General features: G+C 70.6%; 16 protein-coding genes. 7 read left to right on the top strand and 9 right to left on the bottom strand.

The features are described from left to right. The first annotated feature begins 2 nt into the window (after positions 1 to 2). The gene (locus FJV46_RS07200; RefSeq protein WP_087028660.1) at positions 3 to 779 is read left to right on the top strand and encodes an amino acid ABC transporter ATP-binding protein; all 777 of its coding nucleotides are present in this window, start codon (positions 3 to 5) and stop codon (positions 777 to 779) included. Here the strand turns inward: FJV46_RS07200 and menD are convergent, their stop codons facing one another. The 3 genes from menD to FJV46_RS07215 form a co-directional block, all read right to left on the bottom strand. Further along, positions 780 to 2,585, bottom strand: a complete 1,806-nt coding sequence (gene menD / locus FJV46_RS07205; RefSeq protein ID WP_087028163.1) for a 2-succinyl-5-enolpyruvyl-6-hydroxy-3-cyclohexene-1-carboxylic-acid synthase — start codon at positions 2,583 to 2,585, stop codon at positions 780 to 782. Between the two features lie 74 nt (positions 2,586 to 2,659). Continuing rightward, entirely contained in the window at positions 2,660 to 4,825 is a 2,166-nt protein-coding gene (locus FJV46_RS07210; protein WP_087028164.1) for a PhoX family protein, read from the bottom strand. Between the two features lie 123 nt (positions 4,826 to 4,948). Further along, positions 4,949 to 5,980 (bottom strand): o-succinylbenzoate synthase, encoded by a 1,032-nt coding sequence (locus tag FJV46_RS07215; protein WP_256940809.1) that lies wholly within the window; start codon positions 5,978 to 5,980, stop codon positions 4,949 to 4,951. A gap of 97 nt (positions 5,981 to 6,077) precedes the next feature. Between FJV46_RS07215 and FJV46_RS07220 the strand changes: the two genes are divergently transcribed. Next, a complete protein-coding gene (locus FJV46_RS07220) occupies positions 6,078 to 6,995 on the top strand; it encodes a phosphatase PAP2 family protein (RefSeq protein ID WP_087028166.1) in 918 nt (305 codons plus the stop codon). A 162-nt stretch (positions 6,996 to 7,157) separates the two neighbouring features. On the opposite strand, the gene FJV46_RS07225 is transcribed toward FJV46_RS07220, so the two are convergent. From FJV46_RS07225 to FJV46_RS07240, 4 genes are read right to left on the bottom strand one after another with little or no spacing between them, the layout of a single operon-like run. Further along, a complete protein-coding gene (locus FJV46_RS07225) occupies positions 7,158 to 8,414 on the bottom strand; it encodes an MFS transporter (RefSeq protein ID WP_087028167.1) in 1,257 nt (418 codons plus the stop codon). Positions 8,415 to 8,447: 33 nt separating this feature from the next. Continuing rightward, a complete protein-coding gene (gene crcB, locus FJV46_RS07230; protein WP_087028169.1) occupies positions 8,448 to 8,828 on the bottom strand; it encodes a fluoride efflux transporter CrcB in 381 nt (126 codons plus the stop codon). Beyond that, positions 8,825 to 9,409 (bottom strand): fluoride efflux transporter FluC, encoded by a 585-nt coding sequence (locus FJV46_RS07235; protein ID WP_232008480.1) that lies wholly within the window; start codon positions 9,407 to 9,409, stop codon positions 8,825 to 8,827. The genes crcB and FJV46_RS07235 overlap by 4 nt, the downstream gene beginning before the upstream one ends. After that, positions 9,402 to 10,148: a dienelactone hydrolase family protein gene (locus FJV46_RS07240; RefSeq protein ID WP_087028172.1), complete on the bottom strand. Its 747-nt coding sequence runs from the start codon at positions 10,146 to 10,148 to the stop codon at positions 9,402 to 9,404. The genes FJV46_RS07235 and FJV46_RS07240 overlap by 8 nt, the downstream gene beginning before the upstream one ends. Before the next feature lie 131 nt (positions 10,149 to 10,279). On the opposite strand from FJV46_RS07240, the gene FJV46_RS07245 reads away from it, so the two are divergent. The 5 genes from FJV46_RS07245 to FJV46_RS07265 all read left to right on the top strand — a co-directional run bounded on the left by FJV46_RS07245 (position 10,280) and on the right by FJV46_RS07265 (position 14,699). Further along, a complete protein-coding gene (locus FJV46_RS07245; RefSeq protein ID WP_087028174.1) occupies positions 10,280 to 10,816 on the top strand; it encodes a GNAT family N-acetyltransferase in 537 nt (178 codons plus the stop codon). A 143-nt stretch (positions 10,817 to 10,959) separates the two neighbouring features. Then, on the top strand, positions 10,960 to 12,573 hold the full coding sequence (locus FJV46_RS07250) for an SLC13 family permease (protein WP_087028176.1): 1,614 nt from the start codon (positions 10,960 to 10,962) through the stop codon (positions 12,571 to 12,573). 92 nt (positions 12,574 to 12,665) lie between these two features. After that, the gene (locus tag FJV46_RS07255; protein WP_087028177.1) at positions 12,666 to 13,031 is read left to right on the top strand and encodes a hypothetical protein; all 366 of its coding nucleotides are present in this window, start codon (positions 12,666 to 12,668) and stop codon (positions 13,029 to 13,031) included. Beyond that, positions 13,028 to 14,017, top strand: a complete 990-nt coding sequence (locus FJV46_RS07260) for an NAD-dependent epimerase/dehydratase family protein (protein WP_087028179.1) — start codon at positions 13,028 to 13,030, stop codon at positions 14,015 to 14,017. Before FJV46_RS07255 ends, FJV46_RS07260 begins: the two co-directional genes overlap by 4 nt. Before the next feature lie 64 nt (positions 14,018 to 14,081). Further along, positions 14,082 to 14,699, top strand: a complete 618-nt coding sequence (locus tag FJV46_RS07265; protein WP_232008483.1) for an AAA family ATPase — start codon at positions 14,082 to 14,084, stop codon at positions 14,697 to 14,699. Positions 14,700 to 14,735: 36 nt separating this feature from the next. Here the strand turns inward: FJV46_RS07265 and FJV46_RS07270 are convergent, their stop codons facing one another. Then, a complete protein-coding gene (locus tag FJV46_RS07270; RefSeq protein ID WP_087028181.1) occupies positions 14,736 to 15,644 on the bottom strand; it encodes an aldose 1-epimerase family protein in 909 nt (302 codons plus the stop codon). Further along, positions 15,641 to 17,152, bottom strand: coding sequence for an arabinosylfuranosidase ArfA (arfA, locus tag FJV46_RS07275; RefSeq protein ID WP_087028183.1), 1,512 nt, complete (start codon positions 17,150 to 17,152; stop codon positions 15,641 to 15,643). Before arfA ends, FJV46_RS07270 begins: the two co-directional genes overlap by 4 nt. Positions 17,153 to 17,184 lie beyond the last annotated feature (32 nt).

The raw sequence follows: 17,184 nt of genomic DNA on the forward strand, positions 1-17,184 counted from the left end.
AGGTGTCCCACACAGCACCGGACGCGACAGGGCACGGATCAGGAGCAGCGGTACCGGCCATCGAGGTCAGGGCCCTCTGCAAGAACTTCGGGGACAACGAGGTCCTCAAGGGCATCGACTTCCATGTGGAGCAGGGCGAGGTGGTGTGCGTCATCGGCCCCTCCGGCTCCGGCAAGTCCACCCTCCTGCGCTGTGTGAACCGCCTGGAGGAGCCGACGAGCGGGACGGTCATGGTCGAGGGCATCGACATCACGGACAGTGAGACGGACCTCGACGACGTCCGCACCCGCATCGGCATGGTGTTCCAGCAGTTCAACCTCTTCCCGCACCTCAGCGTGCTGAGGAACCTCACCCTCGCCCAGCAACGGGCCAAGAAACGCGGCAGGGCCGAGGCCACCGAGGTGGCGCGGCGCAATCTCGAGAAAGTGGGCCTGTCGGAGAAGGCGGACGCCTTCCCTGCGCAGCTCTCGGGCGGACAGCAGCAGCGCGTCGCCATCGCCCGCGCGCTGTCCATGGATCCCGACATGATGCTCTTCGACGAGCCGACCAGCGCGCTGGACCCCGAACTCGTGGGCGACGTCCTCGAGGTGATGAAGCAGCTGGCCCGTGAGGGGATGACCATGATGGTGGTCACGCACGAGATGGGCTTCGCCCGGGAAGTGGGTGACCGCGTGGTCTTCATGGACGGCGGCGTCGTGGTGGAGCAGGGCAAACCCGAGGACGTCCTCGGCAATCCCCAGCACGAGAGGACAAAGCTGTTCCTCTCGAAGGTGCTGTAGCTAGAACACCGTCACGGCCGCCACGGTCCGGCGGATCCGTGCGTGCAGGTCACGGAGCGTCCTGCGCTCCGTCCGGACCTCGAGGATGGAGCGGCCCCTGATGGGCCGCTCCATCGCCGTATCCAGCTCGTCCAGCGTGGTGGCGTGCTCGTACCGGAGCCCGTAGGCCGCTGCGAGCGCCGCGACGTCGACCGTGTGCGGTGTCCCGAACAGGCGCTCCACCGCGGCACCGTACCGCGCCGTCGTCGTCTCGGCACCGTGCTCGAGGAGCCCGAAGATACCCCCGCCGCCGTCGTTGAGGACCACGATGTGCAGGTCCGGCTGCGGTTCACCGGTTCCGATGAGCAGGCCGCCGACATCGTGCAGGAACGTGAGGTCCCCCAGCAGGACCCGCGTGGGAATCCCTGCTGCCAGCGCGACCCCGGTGGCGGTCGAGATGGTGCCGTCGATCCCGGCCAGCCCGCGGTTGGCGAAGACCTCGAGGGGGTGCCAGTCCGTCGCTGCGACGAGGTCGACGTCGCGGATGGGGTTCGACGAGCCGAGCACCAGGTTGCCGTCCGTGTGCTCCCACACGGCGTCGGCCACGTGGAGGCCCGTGATGTGCTCCTCGTCGGCGAGGAGCGACTGGATGGACGCATCGGCTGCCGCCCCGGCCTCCCGCCAGCGCCGCAGCCAGCCGTCCGCACCGCGTCCGGCGAAGTCGATCAGCTCGGGGAGGGTGCCGATGATGCGTTCGATCCGCCGTCCCTCCTCGAACCAGGCGACGGGCTCCGGCACGTACAGTGCATGCTCGACGTCGCTCCTCGCGAGCAGCGCGGTGACCGGGCGCGAGAGCGTCGGTCTGCCGAAGGTGACCACACGCGTGACCGCCGGCCCGAGATGCTCGAGCAGCAGCCGGTAGGGCGCTATGGCGCTGCTGCCGAACCGGGCGTTCGAGGAGGGTTCGGCCAGCAGGGGCAGGTCGAGATGGGCGGCGAAGACGGCCGCGATGTCCCCCGCCCCGTGCCCGGCGACCACCACGGTGGTCCTGCCCGGGGCGAGGCTCCCACCGGCCCGGTCGGAACGCGCGGATCGATGACCGGCATCGTCTGCGGGAGGGGACACCGAGGAACGGGCCCACGTCGCCTCCGCCCTTTCCGCCGCACCGTCCAGCACGGGGTCGGGAGCGCGGTCGCCGGGAGTGCCCGCAGCTCCCGCAGTGCCGGCACTGCCCGTAACTACCGGCGATCCGCCCTGGGGCACGAGCGGGTCGCGGGAGGCGAGATTCAGGTGCACGGGCCCGGCCGGGCGGGTCGCCCTGCCGCCGACGGGACGACCCAGGGCGGCGTGCAGGGCGTCGGCGATCGCTGCCCCCGGGTCCTCCCCCGCGGCGACGTCGAGGCTCGTGCGGACGTGCACCCCGAAGAGGTCCGGCTGCACGGTGGTCTGGTTCGCGCCCGTACCCCGCAGTTCCTCCGGGCGGTCGGCCGAGACCACCACCAGGGGCACCGCCGCATGATTGGCCTCCATCACGGCGGGCAGCAGTTCACCGACCGCGGTGCCCGACGTCGTGACGATGGCTGCGGGCCGTTGCCCGCCGAGGGCCAGCCCGAGTGCCGTGAACGCGCCTGATCGTTCATCGGTCCGCACGTGGAGCGTCACCCGCCCCGCTGCCTCGGCGTCCGCGAGGGCGTAGGCCAGCGGGGCGCTGCGCGAACCGGGCGCGACGACGACGTCGGTGACCCCTGCAGCGACGAGTGCCGCCACCGCTCGGGCGGCCGCCGTCGCGGAATCGAGGGACGGGAGGGAGGGTTCGGCTGCAGTCACGCCTCCATCCTCACATCCCGCAGCAGAACGCACCCCCTCCGCCGAAGGGGTGCTTCTGCGGTGCCGTGCGCTGCCTACTTGCCGTCGCGGCTCTCCCGAGCACTGCTGACGCCCGACGTCGGCCGCGGCTTGCCGGGCGAGCGCCGCCCGCGTCCGCGGTGGTCCTCGGCGGACGATCCCGTACCGCGGTAGACCTGGATGACGGAGGGGCGGGGAATCGCGGCCTCACCCTTGCCGGGCCGCCCACCGAGCGGCACGTAGTCCGGGAAGAGGGAGGCCTGCTGGCCCCAGCTGCCGTCCTCGCCCGGGTGCTGGACGGCCACGAAGACACTGCCGTCCTGGTCCCGGATGATGGGTCCGCAGGTCTCGGCGTCGCGCGGGACGGCCAGGAACTGCTGCACCCGGCCGCGTTCGGCCCCCTCGAGGCCCACCTTGAACAGCCCGTCGTTGAAGCCCACGGTGCCGGGCTGTCCGTCCGTCGAGATCCAGAGGTTGCCCTCGGAGTCGAACGCCACGTTGTCGGGGCAGGAGATCGGGGACACCCTGTCCTTCGGGTACCCGCTGAAGTAGGTCGCCGGGTTGCGCGCCGGATCACCGCAGACCAGCAGGAGGGTCCAGGTGAAGCGGGTGCCCGACGCATTTCCACCGGCCTCGGTGATCTCCACGACGTGGCCGTCGCGGTTCTGCGTGCGGGGGTTCGCTTCGTCGGCGACAGCGTTGGAGCCGATACCGCGGTTCGTGTTGTTGGTGCAGGCGATGTACACCTTCCCGGAGACGGGGTTCGGCTCCACGTCCTCGCAGCGGTCCATCTTGGTGGGACCCACGGTGTCGGCGGCCAGCCGGGTGAAGACCGAGACCTCTGCTGCCGTCATGCCGGGCACCACGGACCGGTTGTCGATGAGCAGCGGCAGCCACTCGCCGACGCCGTCGAACGCGCCGTCGGACGGGAGCGAGCCGCTGCCGTCGATCTCGGCGACGGAGTTGCCCTGGAGACGTGCCACGTAGAGGGAACCCTCGCTCAGGAGCGTCATGTTGGCGCGGCGCGCGGCCGGGGACGCACCGGGTGTGACCCTCCTCGTCGAGACGAACTTGTAGAGGTAGTCGAACCTCTCATCGTCGCCCATGTAGGCCACCACCCGCCCGTCCGCGGCGACCGTGACGTTGGCTCCCTCGTGCTTGAACCGCCCCAGGGCCGAGTGCTTCTTCGGGGTGGAGGTCGGATCGAAGGGATCGACCTCCACGATGTAGCCGAAGCGGTTCGTCTCGTTCTCGTAGCCCGGGTTCCGGGTGTCCCAGCGAGGCTCGTCGATCTCCCAGCCGCGCGCCGTCGGGCGGCTGCTGATGCCGTACCGGCGGTCCCCCGCGCTGGTGCCGGGTGAGACGAAGTAGCCGTTGAAGTTCTCCTCGCCCGAGAGGATGGTGCCCCACGGCGTGGTGCCGCCCGCGCAGTTGCCCAGCGTGCCGAGGATCGTGCGGCCCGTCGGATCGTCCTTGGTCCTGAGCAGATCGGAACCGGCGGCGGGGCCGGTCACCTCGTACGGCGTCGTGGTCAGGTAGCGGCGGTTGAGCGGCGCACCCTGCACGTAGGACCACGGCTTGTTGGCGTTCTTGCGCTCCAGTTCGACGACGGAGAGGCCGTGGGCGGCCTTGCCGATCCCCCGTACCTCGGCCGCCGGGAGAGTGGGCGGAACCATGATGTTCTCGTTGGTGTACTCGTGATTCGCGAAGAGCACGGCGCGCCGCCCCTTGCTGCCCTCGATCTCGATGATGTCCGTGTAGTCGCAGTTGTAGCCGAACTGCAGTGCCTGCGCGGCGGCCGTCTGGTTGTCCGCGTCGAAGGCGGGCGAGGACGTGAAGAGCGGATCCCCCCAGCGGATCACGGGCTTCCAGCCGTAGCCCTGCGGCACGGTCATGTCATCCACGAGGGCGTCGACGGGCTCGATCGCCGTGAAGGCGAGCGCTCCTGCAGGCTTGCCCGGCTTCTGCCCGGGGGCGGCGACGGCGGCACCCGCTCCGGCGTGCGTGCCGATGAAGAGCGTCAGCGCTCCGGCGGCACCGGCGCCGAGCGCGCTGCGGCGGGAGAATTCGCTGGAGACGATGTCGCGGAAGTAGTCGTTCTTCGACGTGTTGCAGACAGCTGCGGAGCACGCATTGTCACACTTCAGCGCGCAGGTCACGGCGCTGCGCTTGCCCTTCGTGTGACCGAGCATGGGCAGCAGGCGGCGCGTGATGTCGGTCATGGGGTAGTACCTCTCACAGGGATGAACGGGTTCGGGCCCCACCCTTCCGAGGGCAGCTGAACAACCCTGGTGACCTGCGGTGAACGAGGCGTGAACGCCGATCGAACAGCCTGCCGTCCTGGCCTAGGCGATCTGCGCGGCCTGCCGCTCGGACAGCACCGCGTGGACCCGGCCGAGGCGCCCCAGCCACCACGACGTCCGGGAGTCCGTCGCGGCGAACCGCTCCAGCCTGTCCTCGGACACCACGACGTCGCGGACGGGCAGCCTCCCTGCCTGCGGGACCAGCGATTCCTCCGTGACGTCCCCGTCCATGAGGGAGACGGTCGCCAGTCCGCAGGCAAAGGGAAGCTCGGGCAGGGCGGCGGCGAGGGCCACACCGGCGCGGATGCCGACGGAGGTGTCGAGGGCGGAGCTGACGACCACGGGCAGTCCCGCCTGACCGATGATCCCGAGGGCCTTCCGCACGCCGCCCAGGGGTGCGGACTTGATGACGAGGAGATCGGCGGCGTCCTCCCGCGCCACCAGCAGGGGGTCCTCCTGCCTCCTCACGCTCTCGTCCGCTGCCACGAGGATGGCGTGACCGCGGCGCCGCAGCTCCGAGCGGACGGCACGAAGACCCGGGATGTCCGGCACCGGCTGCTCCACGTACTGAAGGTCGAACCGGGCCAGCTCCTCGAGCGCGACGAGCGCACCGGCCACGTCCCACCCGCCGTTCGCATCCACCTTCACGGCGGCGGCAGGCAGCAGGCGGCGCACCTCGGCGAGCCGTGCGACGTCGTCCGCCAGCGTCTGGCCCCGCTCCGCGACCTTTACCTTGACGGCATGGACGTCGCCGAACCGGGACAGGACGCCTTCCACGGCGTCGGGGCCGACGGCGGGCACTGTCGCATTGACCGGGACGCTCGTCCGCACAGGTTCGGGGAACCCCAGCCAGGCGGCGTCGACCGCTGCCGCGAGCCAGGGCGCCGCCTCGTCGTCGTCGTACTCGAGGAACGGGCAGAACTCGCCCCACCCCGCGGGTCCGCGCACCAGCAGCACCTCCCGCTCCAGCACTCCACGGAACTTCACGCGCATCGGGACCGAGACGACGCGCGCCGTGGCCCGCAGCTCCTCGAAGGGCGGGAGCTCGGGTGGGGGTGGGGTCTGCGTGATCACGGGTTCAGGCTACGTCAGGCGACCTATGCCGCACGGGCCACGCGGTGGTCACGGGACGGTGACGGCGCTCTCTGGGCGATGTGGAACGATTGGGGTGATGACCTCGCAGAGACCCTACAGGACCACCGCGCGGGCGGCACGCTCACCGCACGTGTTCCTTCTGGCCGCGGTGGCCTGCGCCGTGGCGCTGGGCTGGACCTACTGGGCCTTCGTCCGGACCACGACCGGGCAGTTCGCCGACGAGTCCGCGTGGCAGGAGGCCGGGGTCGCCGCACCCGACACGCAACTGCCGTTCCTCCGGTTCCTCGACACCCTGCCCGTCATCTCGGTGGTCCTCGCCGCTGCGGCCATCCTGTACGTCGTCGTTCGGCGTCAGCGGTATCTCGCTGCGAGCATTGCCGTCGCGGTCATCGGGACGTCCAATCTGACCACCCAGGTGCTGAAGAATCTTGTCTTCGACCGCCCGGACCGGGGCATCGCCACCCTGGATTTCAACTCATTACCTTCAGGGCATACAACGCTCGCGGCCTCTGCGGCTGCAGCCGTCTTCATCATCATGCCGCCACGGTGGCGCCCCTTCGCAGCGGCGATGGGCGGCGCCTACTCCGTTCTGGCGGGCGTGGCGACCTTCATCAATCTCTGGCACCGCCCCGCGGATGTCGTCGCGGCACTCCTCGTCGTCGGTACCTGGACCCTGGTCGGCGGCCTGATCATCATGCGCACGGGCGACGGATGGAACAACTGGCAGGGCTTCGGACGCGGGTGGGCCTCGGCCCGGGGCTGGCTGGCCGGGTGCTGGCTGGTGGGGCTCGGCAGCCTCGTGGTCTCCGGCGTCCTCTACTTCGCCGTGCAGGCCATCGGTCCGGCCCCCGTTCCCGGGACCGCCACCCTTCCCCTGTTCTTCTGGTGGGGCCTCACCTGGATCGTCGGCGTAGGCTTCACTCTCTCCGCCGCGGCGGGCTGGCTCTTCTCGGCGCAGGCCCGCCGCACACCGGCCCCCGAGCGTCGCCCGTAACCGCCGTCGACAGCCGGCACGCAGCCCCGCACGCGCGACCCACACCCGCCCTGCCCTCGGCATCGTTTCTCCCACAGAGGCTCCTCCGTCGCCGGGGGAGGGGCGTTCGTGCCCGTCGGCCGCGCGCCGCCAGCGGGACCGACCGCAGGGCCGGCCGTGCGGTCACCCCTTCGACACCGCCGCCTCCGCCGAGCCGGGGGCAGCACGCGGGATCCAGTACCAGAGCACCGCCGCTCCGAGGAAGCCGAGGGCGCCCGTGGCCCAGATGCCGGCCGAGAGGGTGACGAGCGCCGTCACGAGGGAGAGCAGCGCCGGCCCACCCATGGTCCCGACATCGGTGAGCAGACGCCAGATGCCGAGGAACTGGGGGCGGCCGGGCGACGGCGAGAAATCCGCGCCCAGCGTCATGACGATGCCCGAGCCGATCCCGTTGCCGAACCCGATCAGGAGGGCGACCAGCAGGAGACCCACCGCACTGCCGGTGAACGGCAGCAGGACCAGGGCCGTCCCCATGATCAGCATGCAGGGGACGGCGATCCAGCGGCGGCCCCTGAGGTCCATGATCTTGCCGGAGGGGTAGAAAATGAGCATGTCGATGGCACCCGAGAGACCGTAGATCAGCGCTGTCGCGGAGGCGTCCAGCCCGATGCTCTCGGCCCAGAGCGGCAGCACCGCCTGCCGGGTGGCCCGCACCGCGGCGATGAGCAGCACGCCGATCCCGACCGTGAGGAACACGCGGGAGTGGTGCCGCATGATGGAGCGCACCGTGGGGGCGTGGTGGGCTGCCGGGTCCGACGTCGGGGACAGCGCGGCTTCCAGCGGTGTTGCGGCCGTCAGGGCGACGCGGCCCGGGGCTCCGAGCTCCGGGACGCGCCAGCTGAGTGCTGCGGCAGCGAGGCTTGCACCCCCGCCCACCCAATAGGCCCCGTCGAGGCCGATCCGGCTCATGGCGAGAGCCACCGCGAAGGGTCCGAGGAAGACGCCGATGCGCGTGACTCCGCCGAGCGTGGAGAGGGCACGCGCCCGGAAGCGGGCCGGCACCGCCTCCGTGAGGTAGCTCTGCCGTGCGAGCCCGAAGACCGCGCCGGCCATGCCCACCATGAAGATGGCGGCGGCGAAGACCGGCAGGGTCGGAGCCGCGATGGCGAGGAACATCGCCGCCGCGCACCACAGGGCTGCCCCCACCAGGGCCTTCCGCTCTCCGAAGCGCGTCGCGATGAGCGTCGCGGGGACGTTCGTGACGAGGGACCCGATGCCCGAGAGGGTGATGACGAGGGCGGCCGTCGCGAGGTCGGCACCGAGATCCCGTGCCGTCAGGGCGATGACCGGGAGGATGGCTCCCGTCGCGACCCCGTAGAGCAGCGAGGGCCCGTAGGCTCCCACCGCGATTCCGCGAAGATCAAAGGTTTCCTTGGGCACCCTTCGAGCCTAGTCGTGGGGCACCGCGGCGCTCTAGGCGATGAGGAGCCCGAGCCACAGGCCGACGCCGGCAGCGATGAGCGCCGCCACAGCCGTGCCGACGCCGGAGGCGAGGGCCGCCCGCACGGAGCCCGACCGCAGCAGGCGGACTGTCTCGTGGCTCGCGGTGCTGAAGGTGGTGTACCCGCCAAGGAATCCCGTGCCGACGACGAGCGTCCACGTCGGCGAAAGGGCCGCCGCCAGCACCAGGCCCGTCAGGAACCCGAGGAGCAGGGACCCGGTGACGTTGATCGTGATCGTGCCCACGGGGGTGGACGTGCGGACCCGCGACCGGATGACGCCGTCGAGCACGAAGCGCGCGACCGAGCCGAGCCCGCCCGCGCCACCGAGGACCAGGACGAGGACGATGCTCACCTGGACTCCGGCCCGGGATCGGGCTCGATCCGGGGCGTCGACCCCGAATCCCAGGCACCCGTTTCCGTAGCGCCTACCTCCGACGATCCCGCGTCCGGGGCGCCCGCGCCCGACGAACCCGCGTCCGACGACGGACCAGCGGCGGCACGCACTCCGCTCCCGGCGGCGATCCCGGCCGCTGTCGCCAGGAGGCCCAGTGCCACCGACAGTGCGAGGTAGCCGACCCCCTCGATGGCCCGGCCGTCGGAGACCAGGAGCGCGGAGTCGGCCGCGAGCGCGCTGTAGGTCGTGAAGCCGCCGAGGAATCCGGTTCCGGCGAAGAGCCGCAGGGCCCGGCGCGATCCCACGTCCGGTCCGCGACGCGCGAGGGCCTCGAGGAGCAGGCCCAGGGCGAAGGCGCCTGCCAGATTGACCAGGAGGATGCCGACCGGCAGGCCTGCAGGCGCTGGGAGGGCCTCGGCGAGCCCGAAGCGGGCCAGTGTGCCGCCCATTCCCCCGAGGAAGACGAGGCCGAGATATGCAGGGCGGAGATGTACGGCACGTCCGCCGGGCGCGGTCCGGGCGGCTCCCTGATCAGGCAAGGTGCTGTGCGAGGAAGTCCAGCGTGCGGCGCCAGGCGTCGTCCGCGGGAGCGGCACGGTAGGCGAAGCGGTTCGAGTCGTTGAAGAAGGCGTGCCCGGCATCGGGGTACACGACCGCCTCGAACCGGACCCCGGCGCGGTGCATTGCAGCCTCGAGCGCGGGCAGCTCCGCGGTGAGGCCCGTGTCGTCCTGACCGTAGAACGCGAGGACGGGTGCGGCGATGCCGGCGAGCTCCTCGGCCGAGAAGTCTGCGTGCCCGTAGAAGGGTACGCAGGCGAGGAGGCGCGGCTCGTGCACGGCGAGGGAGAAGCTGTAGCTCCCGCCGAAGCAGAAGCCCGTGATGCCGACCCGCCCGGCGACCTCCTCGTCGTCGTGGAGGTACGAGAAGCAGGCGCGGACACGCTCGGTCGTGAGCGCGCCGAACCCGGGGTCCTGCAGGGGTGCGAGGAGCGCGCGGAGCTTCGGCTGCGCCTCGTTCCGGGCCTCGTCGTCGGGTCCTGCGATCGCCTCACCGAGCCCGAGCGTCGTCTCCTCGGTGACGCCCTGGTCCGCGAGGAGATCGGGGGCGACGACGGCGTAGCCCTCACGCGCGAACCGGTCGGCGACATCGCGCGTGTGGCCCACCAGCCCCCAGACCTCGTGGATCAGCACGAGCCCGCCCTTCACCGGCCCCTCGGGCCGCGCGACGTAGGCGGAGACTGTTCCGGAGGGGGTCGCGATGTCCTGGAGGGTGTTCACCCGCCTAGGCTTGCACGCCTGACGATGCCGCGCCAGCCGGCCCTCGGCGGTGAACGACCGGCCATGACCGACGAGGGTCTGCCACGACGGCGGCGCACCGGCCGCGCCGATGCTGGGCTACAGTTGCGCGGGTGTCACGCCCTACCCTGCCGTCCGGGACCGCCCTGCGCCTGCTCACGCCCGCCGACGCGGGCGCACTGGCGGCGGCCTACCGGGACCACCGGGCGCACCTGGCACCGTGGGAGCCCCTGCGCACCGAGGATTTCTTCACTCCCGCGGGACAGGCCGAGCAGATTGCAGCGAGGCTGGCGGATCTGGCCGCGGGTACCGAGATCCCCTGGGTCCTGGTGGCGGAGGACGGGATCATCGGCACCATGACCCTCACGGGGATCGTTCGTGGGCCGTTCCTCAGTGCCCACGTGGGCTATTGGGTGGACACGCGCCTGCAGAACCGGGGGATCGGCTCGACCGCACTGCACCTGGCCCTCCTCCACGCGCAGGAGGAACTCGGCCTGCATCGCGTGCAGGCATCGGTGCTGCCGCACAACACGCCGTCCCGGGCGGTTCTGCAACGGGCCGGCTTCACGATGATCGGCATGGCGCCGTCCTACCTCCGGATTGCCGGGCGGTGGCAGGATCACCTGCTCTACCAGCGCCTGCTCTCCTGATCGTGCCGCTCGGCGCCACGTGGGAAACCCCTCCGCCGCATCATCAGTAGCCCGGTCCGCCACCCGACCCTCCAGCCATTGATGCAGGACCACCCGACTGTTAGGTTGTGACGCAACACACAGTGACGTGCGGAGGCTGAACCATGAGTCATCAGTCCGAAGAAGCAGGGACCAGGAACGGGACGGCGAACGGCAGGCCGGATGCGACGGACCCTCCGCAGTCCGCGGGCAGGCTCTGGCTGATGCGGGGCCTCGGCCTCGTGATCGCCCTGGCGATCTACCTCCTGCTGGGCGGCTCCGACCTCAGCAACGACGGCAGGATCGTCGCCGCCGTGGCGGGTCTCATGGCGGTGTGGTGGATGACGGAAGCCCTGCCCCTCCCGGTCACCTCGCTGCTGCCGATCGTCCTCCTACCGATGCTGACGGAGTCGACCGTCGCCGAATCGACGGCCCCCTACGCCAACGCCATCGTGTTCCTCTTCCTCGGTGGCTTCCTCATCGCCATCGCGATGCAGAAGTGGAACCTCCACCGACGGATCGCCCTGCTCACACTCCGCCGCGTGGGGACGCACCCGCGCCGGATCATCCTCGGCATCATGATCTCCACGGCCTTCCTGTCGATGTGGGTCTCCAACACCGCGACGGCCCTCATGATGCTGCCGATCGCGCTCAGCGTCCTGACGCTCGTCGTCGAGAACAGTCGTGGCAGCACCGCCACCCGCGGGGCCACCGGAGAGGAACTCGCCGCCGGCAGGGCCGTCAGCGAGGTGGTGGAGGACAGGGAGGTGCGCATCTTCGGCGTCGCCCTGATCCTCAGTGTCGCCTGGGCCGCGACCATCGGAGGGCTCGGGACCCTGCTCGGCAGCCCACCCAACGCGATCGTCGCCGGCTACATCAGCACCGAACTCGGGGAGGACGTCGGCTTCGTCCAGTGGATGATGCTCGGGGTGCCGATCGTCATCGTCTTCATCGGGCTCGCCTGGCTGCTCATCACCCGCGTCATGTTCAGGTTCGCGCTGCAGGAGATCCCCGGGGGCAGGGAACTGATCGACACCGAGATCGAGAAGCTCGGCCGGATGAGCCAGGGCGAGAAGGTGGTGCTCGCCGTCTTCTCCGGCGCCGCCTTCCTCTGGATCGTGCCCGGGCTGGTCTCGAACATCGGCTGGGTCGCCGCCGCCCTCCCCTGGCTCGGCTCCTTCGACGACACTGTCATCGCCATCGCCGCCGGAATTGTCCTCTTCATGATCCCCGCGGACAGGAAGGGGAACATGACACTCGTCTGGAAGGACGCCGAGAACGGCCTGCCGTGGGGCGTGCTCCTGCTCTTCGGCGGAGGCCTCTCCCTGGCGGGCGCCGTCGCGCGCACGGGCCTCGATGCGTGGTTCGGCGAGCGCGTCAGCGGCCTCGGCGCCCTGCCGATCATCCTCGTGCTGGCGATCGTGGTGACCATCGTGCTGTTCCTCACGGAGATCACGAGCAACACCGCGACGGCGGCCACGTTCATCCCGATCCTCGGGGGCGTCGCCGTGGGCATCGGCATCGATCCCCAGACGCTGCTGATCCCTGCAGCGCTGGCCGCCACCTGCGCCTTCATGCTCCCGGTCGGCACCCCACCGAACGCCATCGTCTACGCCACGGGCAACGTGAAGATCTCCGAGATGGTGCGGGGCGGCATCGTGCTCAACATCGTCGGCATCATGCTCATCACCCTGTTCACGGTGCTGATCGGACCGTTCGCACTCGGTCTCGTCCTGTGAGCCGTGCCGCGACACGCGGACCGGGACCCCGCGGCGGGTAGGACGGCGTACCATCGGTGCAACCACCCGCAGTCAACGACGACGGACGCGTGATGATCGCTCGACTCCCTGTTCCCATCGGCATGCTCTGCATCGCGCTCAGCAGCCTGGCCCTGATGGCCGGCGATCGGGGCATCTCCCTGCTCCTGCTGGCGCTCGGCGGCTTTCTGCTCGCCCGGTCCTGCTTCACCTGCGGAGGTGCTCCCCCGACGTCCCTGCGGTCGGCCGACGACGCCCGCGCCCCGTTCCCGGTAGCATCCCTCGGCGACTGCCCGCCCGAACGCCTCCGTGAGGCCCGCGAGCTGGCCGCCCGGGTCGCGGACTCGACCCGTGACGCCCGCCGGAAGGCGCGCGATGAGCAAGCGGTAGGCCCCAGATCTCGCGCCGGCGAGTCACCCCGGCGCCGAGTAGGCCCGTGAGGCGCGTCCTGATCCTCGGCGGTACCGCCTGGCTCGGCCGTGAGCTCGCACGGGTGTTGGTGCGCGACGGCGATCACGTGACCTGCCTGGCGCGCGGGATCGCCGGGCCGCCGGCGGAGGGGGCCGTGCTCGTCGCCGTCGACCGGGCACAGCCAGGTGCCTACGCAGCAGTGCGCGGTGAGGAGTGGGACGAGGTCATCGAGCTGTCGTGGAACGTGCAGCACGTGACCGATGCCCTCGCCGCGCTCGCCCCCGGGGCCGCCCACTGGACGCTGATTTCCTCCTGCTCCGTGTACGCCTCCGATGCGGAGGTGGGCCAGACCGAGGCGGCCGCCCTGATGGAGCCGGGTCCCGATCCGGACATCGAGGACTACGCAGTCGCGAAAGTGATATGCGAGCGGGTCTCGGAGGCGGCCCTCGGCGGACGCCTCCTGACCGTGCGGGCAGGGCTCATCGTGGGACCGGGTGACCCGAGCGACCGCTTCGGCTACTGGGTCTCGCGCTTCGGGCTCACGGGCGACGGCGCCGTCCTCACGCCGACGCTCGCCGGCCGCCACGTCCAGGTGATCGACGTCCGCGACCTCGCCGCGTGGACGGTCGGCGCCGGCCGCAGGGGCACCACCGGCGTGGTCAACGCCGTCGGCGAGATCCACGCCTTCGGCGAGGTGGTGGCGCAGGCCCGGTCGATCGCCGGCCACACCGGCCCGGTGCTGGAGGCGGCGCCGGGGTGGCTCGTCGAGCAGGGTGTGGCCTACTGGGCGGGCCCGCGGTCGCTGCCCCTGTGGCTGCCCGAGAGCTTCGGCGGCTTTTTCCGCCGCAGCAACGCCACGTTGCTCGCAGCCGGCGGCGAGCTGCGGGACATCCGAGGCACTCTCGAGGACACGCTCGACGACGAACGGGCACGGGGACTTGGGCGCGACCGACGGTCCGGACTCACCCGACCCGACGAAGTGGAGCTACTCACCGCACTGGTGAGCACCGGGTGACGGGCGGGGAACGGCGCTTCCGTGTGTTCCGTTGAGGGAGTTACCCGGGTCCGACCGGCCACTCATGAAAGGCACTCCCCTGCGCATCCTCCTCATCGGCATCGACGGTTCCGGCAAGAGCACGGCGGCGCGGAAGCTTGAGGAGGCCGTCGCAGCCCGGGGCCGGGCTGCCAGGGTCTTCAGGAATCCCGCCGGACGCCGGACGATGGCGGGCTGGTGGGCGGTCCTCTCCTGGACGCCAGGCCCACGGGTTCTCGACGCCTTGGAGACCAGCGCCAGGGTGACCAACGTGCTGGTCAACCAGATGCGTCTGCGGAGGTTCGACGGAGTCGCCGTGCTCGACAGGGGCCTCGAGTGCCAGCTGGCGCTGCGCGCCGCTCGCGGCCTTCCGCGCGGCGTCGTGCTGCCCTGGCTCCTGCGCGCCCTTCCCGCTCCCGACGTCGTCGTCTTCGTCGATGTCCCCGTCGGGCTGGCGCTGGAACGGGTGGGGACCCGCGCCACGGACCATGAGGACCCTGCCGCGCTCGCAGCGCTGGACGAGGGATATCGCGGGCTGCCCGGGTTCTCCTCGTTCACCGCGGTCGACGGAACCCGAACCGCGGCGGAGGTCCTCGGCGACCTGCTCGCACTCGTCGAGGGGACTGCCCCTGCGGTGTCGACGCACCGTGGGCCGGCCGCCTGACGCTGCAGTGTCCGTCTCCGCGATCGTGGCGCGCGCCTACAACGCCGTGATCGTCCAGCCTGTCCGGTGCGTCTCGCCCTGTGCAAGCACCACGAGGTCCTCGCCGGAGTTGAAGGCCTCGGGCGGGCACGTCATCGGCTCCACGGCGAGACCGAGGCGCGTGCTCTCGGGCTTCTGCGGGAGGTCGGCCGTGTGGATCTGCACCCAGGGACACGTGGTGTCGAAGATCATGGCGGTCCCCGTGCCGGCCCGCGGGTCCGTGACGCGCACGCTGGCGAGACCTGCCGCATCCCGGCGGATTCCCGTGAAGGCATGGTCGATCTGCACGTCGCCGAGCGCATGCGCGGACCGGAAGTCGAAGGGCGTTCCCGTGACCGGTTCCTTGGCGACCGGCAGCAGCCGGTCGGGCGTCACGGTGAGGACGGTGTCCGCGGGGAGCTCCAGCACCCAGTCGTCGAGCGGAGACGTCCCCGCCAGGAGGTAGGGGTGGGGACAGACGCCGTAGGGGGCGCGCGCCGTCCCGGTGTTGAGGGCTGTGACGTCGGTCCGGAAACCCGACCCGTCCACGGCGAACCGGACCTCGAGCGCCAGCTCGAACGGGTAGGCCTCGGTGGGCCGGATGGTGCAGGACAGCGTCACCGAGGACGCCGTGTGGTCCACGAGGTCCCAGGGGACATCGAACACCAGCCCGTGCAGGGCCGTGCCGCGTTCGGGCTCGTTGACGGCCAGCTGGTGATCGGCCCCATCGAACGAGTAGCGCCCGTCGGCGATCCGGTTGGGCCACGGGGCCACGAAGGCACCGCGGAAATTCGGCATCTCCTCGTGGGGCCCGAAACCGACCACGAGCGGACGCCCGCGGTAGGTGAGTTCGCGGACGGCTGCTCCGAGACCGAGGACGACGGCCGTGTAGCCGTCGCCCTCGATCCTGTATTCGGCGTGGGTCATGCGAGGGATACAGCCGTCCACGACACGGGGGGCAGCGTGACGGTGACGGCGCCGCCGTCGAGCGTCACTGAGGTGTTCGGTGTCATGGTCACGCGCTCGGGCTCCTCGAGAGTGTTCTTGGCATATACGTCCGAATCGTACAGCGACTCGGCGCTGACCTGCGTGAGGCCGTCGAGGGCGGCGACATCGATCGTCACCGTGAGTTCCTCCGTCTGCGAACGGTTGACGAGGAAGACGGCGGCGGCGCCCGTCGTGTCGTCGTGCGTCGCCACGGCGTCCACGAGCGGGACGACGCCGTACTCGCCGGTCTCGTAGGTCCCGGCGTCGAGCTTGAGCTCGAGGACGGAGCCCTGCGCGAGCCGCGACGTGATGGCGAAGGGGAAGAAGGTGGTCTGGCGCCAGGAGGGGCCGCCGGGCTCGGTCATGATCGGCGCGATCACGTTGACGAGCTGTGCCAGGGACGCCGAGGTGACGCGGTCGGCGTGCTTGAGCAGGGAGATCATCAGGTTCCCGAACACCACGGCGTCGGCGACCGAGTAGTTGTCCTCGAGGAGGCGGGGTGCAACGGGCCAGTTGTCGAGGCCCTCGATCTTGTCGACGTTCTCGAAGCGGCTGATGTACCAGACGTTCCACTCGTCGAAGGAGATGTTGATGGTCTTCGAACTGCCGCGGACGGCCTTCACGTGGTCCGCGGTCGCGACGACCGACTCGATGAAGTGGTCCATGTCGACGGCCGAGGCGAGGAAGGACCCGAGGTCACCGTTCTTCTCCTCGTAGTAGGCGTGGCACGAGATGTAGTCGACGTCGTCGTACGTGTGCGAGAGGACCACGCGCTCCCATTCGCCGAAGGTGGGCATGTGGGCGCTCGAGGAGCCGCACGCCACGAGTTCGATGGAGGGGTCGAGCTGGCGCATGGCTTTCGCGGTGCGGGAGGCGATCTTGCCGTAGTCCTCGGCGGAGCGGTGGCCGAGCTGCCATGGCCCGTCCATCTCGTTGCCGAGGCACCAGATCTTCACGTCGAAGGGGTCGGGGCGGCCGTTCGCCATCCGCTGGTCGGCCAGGGCCGTGCCCTTCGGCAGGTTGGAGTACTCGAGGAGTTCGAGGGCCTCCAGCGTGCCCCGGGTTCCCAGGTTCACGGCGAGCATGAGGTCGCTGCCGACCTTCTGGAGCCAGGCCGCGAACTCGTGCATGCCCACCTGGTTGGTCTCCGTGGAGTGCCATGCGAGGTCCAGGCGCGTGGGTCGTTCGTCGCGCGGGCCCACGCTGTCTTCCCAGCGGAAGCCGGAGACGAAGTTGCCGCCCGGGTAGCGGATGGTCGAGACGCCCATCTCCTTGACGAGGTCGATCACGTCCTGGCGGAAGCCGTCGTCGTCCGCCGTGGTGTGGCCGGGCTCGTAGATGCCGTCGTACACGTGGCGTCCGAGGTGCTCGACGAATCCGCCGAAGATGTTGCGGTTGATCCGCCCGACCGTGAAGTGGGGGTCGAGGGTGAGGCGTGCGTTCTGCATCGAACTACTTTCTGTGCGGAGGTCGGGGTGGT

This window comes from Arthrobacter agilis (genome assembly GCF_006494655.1).
GTDB classification, from domain to species: Bacteria; Actinomycetota; Actinomycetes; order Actinomycetales; family Micrococcaceae; genus Arthrobacter_D; species Arthrobacter_D agilis.

What these genes read in the sequence shown, in the direction of transcription:
- FJV46_RS07265 (WP_232008483.1), top strand. Translation starts at nt 14,082, where the DNA reads ATGAAAGGCACTCCCCTGCGCATCCTCCTCATCGGCATCGACGGTTCC.
- FJV46_RS07270 (WP_087028181.1), bottom strand. Translation starts at nt 15,644, where the DNA reads ATGACCCACGCCGAATACAGGATCGAGGGCGACGGCTACACGGCCGTC.
- arfA (WP_087028183.1), bottom strand. Translation starts at nt 17,152, where the DNA reads ATGCAGAACGCACGCCTCACCCTCGACCCCCACTTCACGGTCGGGCGG.
- FJV46_RS07210 (WP_087028164.1), bottom strand. Translation starts at nt 4,825, where the DNA reads ATGACCGACATCACGCGCCGCCTGCTGCCCATGCTCGGTCACACGAAG.
- FJV46_RS07220 (WP_087028166.1), top strand. Translation starts at nt 6,078, where the DNA reads ATGACCTCGCAGAGACCCTACAGGACCACCGCGCGGGCGGCACGCTCA.
- FJV46_RS07250 (WP_087028176.1), top strand. Translation starts at nt 10,960, where the DNA reads ATGAGTCATCAGTCCGAAGAAGCAGGGACCAGGAACGGGACGGCGAAC.
- FJV46_RS07255 (WP_087028177.1), top strand. Translation starts at nt 12,666, where the DNA reads ATGATCGCTCGACTCCCTGTTCCCATCGGCATGCTCTGCATCGCGCTC.